Genomic DNA, 9,278 nt, shown 5'->3' on the forward strand with positions numbered 1-9,278 from the left:
CCGCGCGGCCGCGCGCGCCTCCTCCACCTCGGCGGGCGCATTGGCGGCGCGCAGCGCCTGGTCCTGCAGCGGCGCGTCGCGCGCCGAAGCGGTGGCCGCGGCCAGCAGCGCGCCGCTGTCGGAGATGCGCGCCTGCTGGCTGATCTCGGCCTCGAGCGCGTCGCCCGTGACGCGCACGGTCCCGACCACGCCGCCCAGCATCAGCACGGCGACCAGGCCGGACGAGGCGAGCTTGAGCCCGACCGACAGGTTGAGGAATGCGCGCATGGAACCCCCGGGGAGAACGATCCCGCGGAGAATGCCCAGACCGGCCTTAAGCCGCGGTGAAGCGTGCCCCCGCGCGGTCGCCCCAGATCCGCCCGGCGGCGAGGAAGCCCAGCATGACCAGCAGCGTGCTGCCGCCATGCCAGGCCAGCACCATCGCCGCCGCATCCAGGTGGTGGAACAGCGACAGCCCCACCGCCGAGATCGCCGCCCCCGCCAGCCCGCCGAGTGCCGCCACCGGCACCGGGCGGATCGGCCCGGCATGGCGCAGCATCCAGACCAGCGAGATCGCCAGCGGCACGCCCATCAGGATGATGAAGCGGAAGCAGCCCCAGGAGGTGCCGAGCACCAGCGCCTGCGGCCCCTCCCGCGCGACATCCGCGAGGCAGCCCATGCCCAGCGAGCCGATCCACCCCGCCGCGGCGGGCAGCGGCAGCAGCGCCCAGCGCGGCGAGCGGTCGGGCAGCGAGAGCTCGAAGGCGGCGATCGCGGCCAGCACGCCGGTCGCCAGGCCGAAGGCCAGCTGCGCCACCTCGTGCGGGCGCGACAGGCGCTCCATCAGGTCGTGCCGTGGCCCGAACAGCAGCACGCAGGCCGCAACCACCAGAACGGCGAAGCCGATCCAGGCCGCGGCACGCACCAGCGGCGACGCGAGGCGCCGCACCGGGTGCAGGTCGGCGGCAAGCCGCCGGATCAGGTCGTCGGTGTCCATCACCCGTCCTCCACGCCGAGCTTGCGGCGCAGGGTCTTCAATGCGCGGTGGGTCGCGACCTTCAGCGCGCCAACGGACAGCCCGGACCGCGCCGATGCCTCGGCCAGCGGCAGGTCCTCGAGCTTGGCGAGGCGCAGCGCGGTGCGCTGGCTCTCGGGCAACTCCGCCACCGCCTCGCGCAGCTGGCGGTTGGCGACGCGGTCCTCGCCGGTCACGCCGGGCGGGGCGGCCAGCGTCTCGGCATGGTCGTCGATCGGGTTCTCGCGCCCGGCGCCGCGGCCGCGCCGGCGCAGCCGGTCGATGCAGCGGCGTTCGGCGATGGCAGCGATCCAGGGCCGCGCCGGGCGCGCCGGGTCATAGGTGGCGAGCATGCGATGGATTGTCAGCAGCGTGTCCTGCACCGCGTCCTCGGCCTCCGCATGGTCGGCGATGCGCCGGCGTGCGATGGCGCGCAGCAGCGGCAGGCAGTCCCGCAGCAGCCTGTCATAGGCGCGCGAGTCCCCGCCCTGCGCCGCCGCCAGCCAGCCATCCCACGCGCCATCCGCGTCCCGCGTCACCGACCACCCGCTGCGTTGTGCGCCCAGTCTAGCCGGTTGTGCTGCGGGCGCGAAACGGCCGGGCAGGACGGTGGCGCTCATCGCGCGACCGCGGGGCTGAGGCGCCGGCGCTCGCGCAGCAGCGCGAAGCCGACCAGCGCCCCGATGCCGGCCAGGGTCAGCAGCGGGTCGAGCCACCAGGCGCCCGGGTTCAGGCGCAGCGCGGCGGTGACGCTCCAGGACAGGAACAGCCCGATGCAGAAGACATCGAGGCTGTGCCGCCCCACCGCCGCCAGCGCCTGCGGGATGGCGCGGTGCATCCAGGGTGCCTCGCGCGGGACCAGCACCGCCACCAGGTAGGCGATGGCGAGCCCGTGCAGCAGCGCGAGCGGCCCCAGATGCGTCTTGCCCGCCAGCGTCCAGGCGGTCTCGACATCGAGGCCCGTGCCGAACCTCTCCGCCACGCGCTGCGCGAGGCCGAGCACGACCAGCGCGACCGCCGCCGCCACCGCCCAGCCCCGGCGTGGCACCGCCGTCCCGTGCAGCAGCGCGCGCCGCCCGAACCAGGCGCCCAGCACGAAGACGACTTGCCAGGCCAGCGGGTCGAGCCCGACCGGCAGCCAGGACCAGTACTGCCAGGCCCCGGCCTGCACCCCCGCCCACAGCACGGCCGAGGGCAGCAGCGCCCAGGCGCCGATGCGCCGGGCCAGCCACAGGAAGCCCGGCAGCGCCAGCATGGCCATGATGAAGACCGGCAGGATGTCGATGTAGTTGGGCAGATACAGCAGCGTCGCCGCGCCCCACAGCGCCGTGAAGGGCTGCGCCGCGAGCAGCCCCCAGGCCAGGCGCTCCGCCTCGCCCGGCAGGGGCAGGGCGCGCTCGGCCCACAGGATCATGGCGCCGAACAGCAGGAACAGCGCCATGTGCTTGACCCAGAGCCGCCCGGTGCGGGCCCAGGTGTCGCGCGCCGCGGCACCTGCCCCGTCGCGCGCCGCCTTCAGCGTGAAGACCGAGGCCAGCACGAAGCCCGACAGGAACAGGAACTGCTCGGAACTGTCCGACAGCCCCCAGGCGGCATGGATACCCCAGGCGCCGAAGGCGGTGCCCACCGCATGCGCCCCGAAGATCGAGACCTGCAGCCAACCCCGCGCGATGTCGAGCCTGAGGTCGCGCGGCGGGCGGGCCAGGTGGCGCGGCGGGGCGTCCCTCGCGGGGCTTGGCATGGGCATCGGTCTCCGGGGCCGCGAAGCGGCGCTTGGCTTGGGTTTCGGCGCCGGCGCCCCGATGGTTACGCACCGCCCTGCGAAGGGGCTTGCCGACTCGACCGCCGGCGGGGGAAGGAGAGGGCGTGCTCCACCTCATCAAGCTCTCGGTCGGCCCCAAGGACGTCGCGGCCCTCGCCGCGATCCAGCAGGATCGGCTGCGCACCGACCCGCCGCTGCGCGCCTGGACGCGCATGTTCCCCAAGCGCCGCGACGAGATCCTGGATGGCGGGTCGATCTACTGGGTGGTGGCGGGCTTCGTGCGCGTGCGCCAGCGCATCCTCGACCTGCGCGAGGAGGAATGGGACGACGGCACCCCCTGCGCGGCGCTGGTGCTCGACCCCACGCTGGTCGCGGTGGAAGCCCGGCCTATGAAGCCCTTCCAGGGCTGGCGCTACCTCAAGCCCGAGGAAGCGCCGGCGGATGTGGCGCAGGGCCGCCCCGCGCCGCGCGGGCTCGACCGCCTGCCGCCCCGGCTGCGGCGCGACCTCGCGGAACTCTGCCTGATCTGACGCGGCGGGCTATTCGATCCGCGGCCGCGCGATCCGGCCCCGCGGGTCGGCGGTGCGCGTGCCGATGCCGGCAGCGCGGGGGCGATCCAGGCCAGCACGGCGAGGACGATCATGCGGCAGGTCCGGCGCATGGCTCCCTCCGCGACATCACGAATCCGCGAGACCAAACCCGGCTCGCGCCCGGGTTGCCGGGAATTAAGGCCGCTGCCACCACGGGGAGAGGCGCCGGCTGTCAGTGTTTCACGTGTCGCGGCGGCTTATTCCCGGCAGGCCGCTGCTCGACTGACCCGTCCTTCGGGGCGGGTTCTTGGGGCCGGCTGGTTCACTCCAGCCGGCCCTTATTTTTGCCTGGGCGCCGCCTCGGCCTCCAGCAGCGCCAGCAGGCCCTCCAGCAGTTGCGCGGGGGAGGGCGGGCAGCCCGGGATCAGCAGGTCCACCGGCAGCACGGCGCCCACGCCGCCATGCACCGCGTAGCTGCCCTTGAACACGCCGCCATCCACCGCGCAGTCGCCCGCCGCCACCACCCAGCGCGGCTCTGGCGTGCAGGCGAGCGCGCGTTCCATCGCCTCGGCCATGTTGCGGCAGGCCGGGCCGGTCACCAGCAGCACGTCGGCATGCCTGGGCGACGCGACGAAGCGCAGCCCGAAGCGCTCGAGGTCGTAGGCGACGTTCTGCAGCGCGTTCACCTCGAGCTCGCAGCCATTGCAGGAGCCGGAATCGACCTCGCGGATGGCCAGGCTGCGGCCCAGCCGCGCGCGTGCCGTGGTGGCCAGGCGCTCGCCGAGCGCGGCCACGGTCTCGGCCGGCGCCGCGCCGGCGGGGTCGGTCAGCGGGCGGGAGACCAGCGCGCGCACCAGGCGGGGCCAGAGCATCAGAGATCCACCCCCGAATAGGAACAGTTGAAGGATTTGTTGCAGAGCGGGAAGTCGGCGACGATGTTGCCCTCGATGGCGGCCTCCAGCAGCGGCCATTGCAGCCAGGACGGGTCGCGCAGGAATACCGCGCGGATCACCCCGCCCTCATCCAGCCGCAGCCAGTGCAGGCATTCGCCGCGGAAGCCCTCGACCAGCGCCGCGCCCTCGCCGGCGCGCGCGGGCAGGGGCACCAGCGTCTCGCCCTCGGGCAGCGTCATCAGCAGGCGGCGCACCAGCGCGATGGCGGTGCGCAGTTCCGCGACGCGCACGCGCACCCGCGCATCGACATCGCCGCCCGCCTCGACCGCGATGGCGGGCGCGAGCAGGTCATAGGGCGCATAGCCCGGCGCGATCCGCGCATCGAAGGCCCGGCCGGACCCGCGCCCGACGAAGCCGCCCGCGGCGAAGCGCGCGGCATGCACGGGGTCGAGGAAGCCGGTGCCGACCACGCGATCCTGCAGGCTCGCGTGGCTCTCGTAGACGCGCAGCAGCGCAGGGATCTCGGCCTCCACGGCATCGAGTGCGGCGAGGATCGCCTGGCCCCCACCGGGCGCGATGTCGGGGGCGACGCCGCCGGGCAGCACGCGGTCCATCATCAGCCGGTGGCCGAAGGCGTCCGCACAGGCGCGCAGCACGCCCTCGCGCAGGAACCCGCAGCGCGCATGCGGGAAGGCGAAGGCGGCGTCGTTGCACACGAAGCCCCAGTCGTTCAGGTGGTTGTGGATGCGCTCCAGCTCCGCCATGGCGGCGCGCAGGGCCACGGCGCGCGGCGGTACCTCGAGGCCGAGTGCGGCCTCCACCGCCGCGGCGAAGGCCCAGCCATGCGCCACGGTGGAATCGCCCGACAGCCTGGCGGCGAAGGCGGCCGCGGCGCGCGCGGTCTTGCCCAGCATCAGCCCCAGCGTGCCCTTGTGCTTGTAGCCGAGCCGCGCCTCGAGCCGGACCACCACCTCGCCCTGGATGTGGAAGCGGAAATGGCCGGGCTCGATGACGCCGGCATGGATCGGGCCGACCGGGATCTGGTGGATGCCCTCGCCCTCGACCGGCAGGAATTCGGGCTGCGGCGGCTCGGCGCCCGGGCGGGGCGCCGGGTTGCCCGACATCGGGCCGGCCACGGGCCAGCGGCCGTGGTCGAGCCAGGGGCGATCGTCCACCGCGCCCTCGGCGCTCAGCCCCCAAAGGTCGCGGATGGCGCGCTCGAAGCGGATGGCACCCGGCCGCGCGGGGGAGAGCGCGGCATAGCGCCCGCCCTCGGCGGGGGCCGAGGCGAGAAGCACCGCATGGCTCGCCTCGTCGAGGAAGGCGGCATGGACGGTCCCCGGTTCCGCCCAGAGCCCCAGCAGCGCGAGGGAGGGTTCCGCCGCCAGCGCCGCGGGCAGCCCCGCCCAGGCCTGCGCGGTCAGCAGGAAGCGCTCGAAGGGCCGCGCCCCCTGCGGGGTGCCGCTGCGGATCAGGCCGAGCGCGCTCATCCGATCACCCGTGCGGCCTGCGCGAGCATCGCCGCCAGCGGCGCCGGCATGGCGAGCGCCAGGATGGCGGCCAGCGCCAGATGCAGCCAGAGCGGCGCGGCCGCCGCGGCCTCCCGCCAGCCATCGCGTGCGGTGGCGGCATCGGGGGTGGGCGGGCCGAAGCACAGCGCCTGCAGCACGGTGACGAGTGCGGCCAGCGCCACCACCATCCCGGCGGCGAGCGGCAGCGCCAGCCAGGGCAGTTCCGCCGCCGCCGCGCCGAGCAGCCGGAACTCCGAGACGAACAGCAGGAAGGGCGGCATCCCCGCGATGCCGGCGATGGCGAGCGCGAGGCCCCAGCCCAGCGCCGGATGGGTCGCGACCAGCCCGCCGATATCGGCGATCTTCTGGCTGCCCTTGGCCTGCGCGGCGCGCCCCACGCCGAAGAACACCGCGCTTTTCACCAGGGCGTGCCCCAGCAGGTGCAGCAGCCCCGCGAGGTTCGCCGCGGCACCTCCCAGGCCGAAGGCGAAGGCGGCGAGGCCCATGTGCTCGATGCTGGACCAGCCGAAGAAGCGCCGCGCATCGCGCCGCCGCCACAGCGAGACCGCGGCGAGCAGCACGGAGGCGAGGCCGAGCGCCAGCAGGAAAGGACCGGGCGCGATCGCCTCCGGGTTGGCGCCGACGATGGATTTCGCCCGCAGCACCGCCAGCATCGCCGCGTTCAGCAGCAGCCCCGACAGCACGGCCGAGATCGGCACCGGCCCTTCGGCATGTGCATCCGGCAGCCAGGAATGCAGCGGCACCAGGCCGCATTTCGTCCCGTAGCCGAGCAGCAGGAAGGCGAAGGCGAGGTTGAGCGTGGCCGGGTCGCAGCGCGCCGCCACCCCCATCAGCGCCGCCCAGGATAGGCCGGCTTCCTCGTTCAGCAGCGGCTGCGCGGCGAGATAGAGCACGATGGTGCCGAACAGCGCGAGCGCGATGCCCACGCCGCAGAGGATGAAGAACTTCCATGCCGCCTCGAAGGCGGCCGGCGTGCGGTGCACCGCGACCATCGAGACGGTGGCGAGCGTTGCGATCTCGATCGCCACCCACATGACGCCGAGGTTGTCCGCCAGCAGCGCAAGCGTCTGCGCCCCCATGAACACCTGGTAGGCGGCGTGGTAGGCGCGGATGCGCCAATGGTCGAAACCTTCCTGGTCGAGCGTGGCGGCCGAGAAGACCGCCGTTGTCAGCCCGACGAAGGCCGAGACCAGCACGAAGGGCGTGTTGAGCGCATCGGTGCGCGTCCAGCCATGCTCGGCGAAGGGCATTGCCGCCAACGCGATCGCCAGCGCGAAGGTCGCCGCACTCACCGCGGCATTGGCCGCCGTCGCGCGCCGTAGCTCCGGGATCGCCGCCAGCGCCAGCGCACCGGCCCAGGGCAGGAAGACGATGATCCATTGCAGCGGCATCAGCGCCGCTCCCCGCGATGTTCCTCGAGGCTGCCGGTGTCGAGCGTGTCGAAGCGCTCGCGGATCTGGAAGGCGAAGACGGCGGCGACAACCGCCACCATCAGGACCAGCGCGGCAGTGGACAGTTCCACCACCAGCGGCATGCCCGCCACGCCGATCGCCGCCAGGATCAGCCCGTTCTCGAGGCTGAGCAGCCCGATCACCTGGCTGATGGCGTTGCGCCGCGAGATCATCATCAGCATGCCGAGCAGCACGACCGAGAGCGCGAGTGCGAGGTTCTCCCGCGCCACCGCGCGCACGCCCTCGGTCGCCGGCAGCACCACCAGGATGGACAGCGCGACCAGCGCCACGCCGGCCACCATCGACAGCCCGATGCCGAGCGCCGTCTCGACCGTGCGGTGCAGGTCCAGCCGCCGCACGATGGCATGCAGTGCGAGCGGGATGAGCACGCCCTTCGCCGCCATGGCCAGCAGGGCGGTCACGTACAGCCCCGGCGCGCCCTGCGCATGCGCCGCCCAGGCGGCTGCGAGCGCGAGCAGCGCGCCCTGCATGGCGAAGGCGTTGATCACCGCGCCGATGCGCCGCTGGTACAGCAGCACGAAGGACATCAGCAGCACGCCGCCGCCCAGCAGATGCGCCACGTCGTAGCCGATCTGCCCGAAGCTCATGTCAGCCCCGTCGAGACGAACAGGTAGATCGCGCCGAGCAGCCCGAGCAGCAGCGCCGCGCCCAGGAATTCCGGCACGCGAAAGACGCGCATCTTGGCGATCGCGCTCTCGAAGGCGGCGAGCGCGAGCGCGAGGCCGCCCATCTTCAGCACCCAGGCCAGCAGCCCCACCAGCCACAGATGCGGGGCCGCCCCCGACGGCGCCTGGCCCGCGGGCAGGAAAACCGCCGTCAGTAGCGCCAGCCACAGCGCGAGCCGCAGCATCGCCGCGTATTCCCACAGCGCCAGGTGGCGGCCCGAGGCCTCGAGGATCATCGCCTCGTGCACCATGGTCAGTTCCAGGTGCGTCGCGGGGTTGTCCACCGGGATGCGGGCATTCTCCGCGATCGCGACCGCCACCATCGCCACCAGCGCCAGGCCGAGCGAGACGCGCAGCCCGAGCCCGCCGTCGCGGAAGGCCGCCGCGATGGCGTCGAGGTTCGTGGTCCCGGCCAGGATCGCGAGCGTCAGCGCGGCCACCACCAGCGCGGGTTCCGCCAGCGCGGCGAAGGACATCTCCCGCGACGCGCCGAGGCCCCCGAAGGGCGTGCCGACATCCATCCCCGCAAGCGCCATCGCCACGCGCCCGAGTGCCAGCAGCCCCGCCACCAGGATCAGGTCCGCCAGCGGCGCCAAGGCCATGCCACGCGCGAAGGAGGGCACGAGCGCGGCCGCCGCCACCGCCGCCGCCACCGCGACATAGGGTGCCACGCGCGACACGGCCGAGGCGTTCTCCGCCAGCACCGGCGTCTTGCGCAGCAGCTTCAGCAGGTCGCGCAGCGGCTGCAGCGGATCGGCGCCGCGCCGGCCCATCATCCGCGCCTTCAGCCAGCGCACCGCACCCGTCAGCAGCGGTGCGGCCGCCAGGATCAGCGCCAGATGCAGCACCTGCGCAAGGATGCCCCAAACCGTGGCCACCTCAGTGGCGCTCCAGCACGGCGAGCAGGGCGAGCATCAGCACCACGGCGCCGAAGGTCAGGCCCAGGCACTGGCGAATCGACAGGTCGCGCAGCCGCTCCGCCTGCACCGCCAGCGCATCGCGCCAGCGCGGCAGTGGCCCTTCCAGCGCCGCCAGCGCCGGGTCGTGGAAGCCGGCCTCGAGCCGCGCCGGGCCGGTCGCGCCGGGCGGCGGCATGGTCACCGCCTCATGCGCCGCGAACAGGCTGGCGCCCAGCATCCGCCGCAGCGGCTGGCCGAAGCCCGCTGCGGATGGCTGCGTGGTGGGGTCCCCGAAGGGCAGGTGCGCGGGTGCTGCGATGAAGCCGCAATCCCAGGCCGGCCCACGCATGACAGCGCCGGGGGCCACGAATCGCGCGATGCCGCCTGCAGCAAAACCGCCCGGTGCGCGCCGCCGCACGAACCACAGCACCGCCACCACCGCGGCCGCCAGCAGCAGCGCGACCAGCACCGGCCAGTAGCGCGCGCCCCCCTCCCCCGCGCCCACCGGTGGCAGGCCCGCGCGCGGGCCGC

General features: G+C 74.1%; 9 protein-coding genes and 2 pseudogenes. 1 reads left to right on the forward strand and 10 read right to left on the reverse strand.

Annotated features, from left to right (window positions below):
- From HW578_RS18230 to HW578_RS18245, 4 genes and pseudogenes are all read right to left on the reverse strand, one after another.
- A pseudogene (locus tag HW578_RS18230) lies at positions 1-267 on the reverse strand (hypothetical protein); the annotation flags it as partial.
- Between the two features lie 46 nt (positions 268-313).
- Entirely contained in the window at positions 314-976 is a 663-nt protein-coding gene (locus HW578_RS18235; protein ID WP_198372105.1) for an NrsF family protein, read from the reverse strand.
- Entirely contained in the window at positions 976-1,533 is a 558-nt protein-coding gene (locus HW578_RS18240) for a sigma-70 family RNA polymerase sigma factor (protein WP_369407922.1), read from the reverse strand. The genes HW578_RS18235 and HW578_RS18240 overlap by 1 nt, the downstream gene beginning before the upstream one ends.
- A 77-nt stretch (positions 1,534-1,610) precedes the next feature.
- Positions 1,611-2,735: an OpgC family protein gene (locus tag HW578_RS18245; RefSeq protein WP_198372107.1), complete on the reverse strand. Its 1,125-nt coding sequence runs from the start codon at positions 2,733-2,735 to the stop codon at positions 1,611-1,613.
- A gap of 125 nt (positions 2,736-2,860) precedes the next feature.
- On the opposite strand from HW578_RS18245, the gene HW578_RS18250 reads away from it, so the two are divergent.
- On the forward strand, positions 2,861-3,286 hold the full coding sequence (locus HW578_RS18250; RefSeq protein ID WP_198372108.1) for a DUF1489 family protein: 426 nt from the start codon (positions 2,861-2,863) through the stop codon (positions 3,284-3,286).
- 338 nt (positions 3,287-3,624) lie between these two features.
- Here the strand turns inward: HW578_RS18250 and HW578_RS18255 are convergent, their stop codons facing one another.
- From HW578_RS18255 to HW578_RS18280, 6 genes and pseudogenes are all read right to left on the reverse strand, one after another.
- Entirely contained in the window at positions 3,625-4,158 is a 534-nt protein-coding gene (locus HW578_RS18255) for an NADH-quinone oxidoreductase subunit B family protein (RefSeq protein WP_198372109.1), read from the reverse strand.
- A complete protein-coding gene (locus tag HW578_RS18260) occupies positions 4,158-5,669 on the reverse strand; it encodes a hydrogenase large subunit (RefSeq protein WP_198372110.1) in 1,512 nt (503 codons plus the stop codon). Before HW578_RS18260 ends, HW578_RS18255 begins: the two co-directional genes overlap by 1 nt.
- Entirely contained in the window at positions 5,666-7,102 is a 1,437-nt protein-coding gene (locus tag HW578_RS18265; RefSeq protein WP_198372111.1) for a hydrogenase 4 subunit F, read from the reverse strand. The genes HW578_RS18260 and HW578_RS18265 overlap by 4 nt, the downstream gene beginning before the upstream one ends.
- Positions 7,102-7,770 (reverse strand): hydrogenase-4 component E, encoded by a 669-nt coding sequence (locus tag HW578_RS18270; protein WP_198372112.1) that lies wholly within the window; start codon positions 7,768-7,770, stop codon positions 7,102-7,104. The genes HW578_RS18265 and HW578_RS18270 overlap by 1 nt, the downstream gene beginning before the upstream one ends.
- Positions 7,767-8,726, reverse strand: a complete 960-nt coding sequence (locus HW578_RS18275; RefSeq protein ID WP_198372113.1) for a respiratory chain complex I subunit 1 family protein — start codon at positions 8,724-8,726, stop codon at positions 7,767-7,769. The genes HW578_RS18270 and HW578_RS18275 overlap by 4 nt, the downstream gene beginning before the upstream one ends.
- A gap of 1 nt (position 8,727) precedes the next feature.
- Positions 8,728-9,278 (reverse strand): annotated as a pseudogene (locus tag HW578_RS18280) (hypothetical protein); the annotation flags it as partial.

This window comes from Roseomonas rosulenta (genome assembly GCF_016106005.1).
Taxonomy (GTDB): Bacteria; Pseudomonadota; Alphaproteobacteria; order Acetobacterales; family Acetobacteraceae; genus Neoroseomonas; species Neoroseomonas rosulenta.

What these genes read in the sequence shown, in the direction of transcription:
- HW578_RS18255 (WP_198372109.1), bottom strand. Translation starts at nt 4,158, where the DNA reads ATGCTCTGGCCCCGCCTGGTGCGCGCGCTGGTCTCCCGCCCGCTGACC.
- HW578_RS18260 (WP_198372110.1), bottom strand. Translation starts at nt 5,669, where the DNA reads ATGAGCGCGCTCGGCCTGATCCGCAGCGGCACCCCGCAGGGGGCGCGG.
- HW578_RS18245 (WP_198372107.1), bottom strand. Translation starts at nt 2,735, where the DNA reads ATGCCAAGCCCCGCGAGGGACGCCCCGCCGCGCCACCTGGCCCGCCCG.
- HW578_RS18235 (WP_198372105.1), bottom strand. Translation starts at nt 976, where the DNA reads ATGGACACCGACGACCTGATCCGGCGGCTTGCCGCCGACCTGCACCCG.
- HW578_RS18265 (WP_198372111.1), bottom strand. Translation starts at nt 7,102, where the DNA reads ATGCCGCTGCAATGGATCATCGTCTTCCTGCCCTGGGCCGGTGCGCTG.
- HW578_RS18270 (WP_198372112.1), bottom strand. Translation starts at nt 7,770, where the DNA reads ATGAGCTTCGGGCAGATCGGCTACGACGTGGCGCATCTGCTGGGCGGC.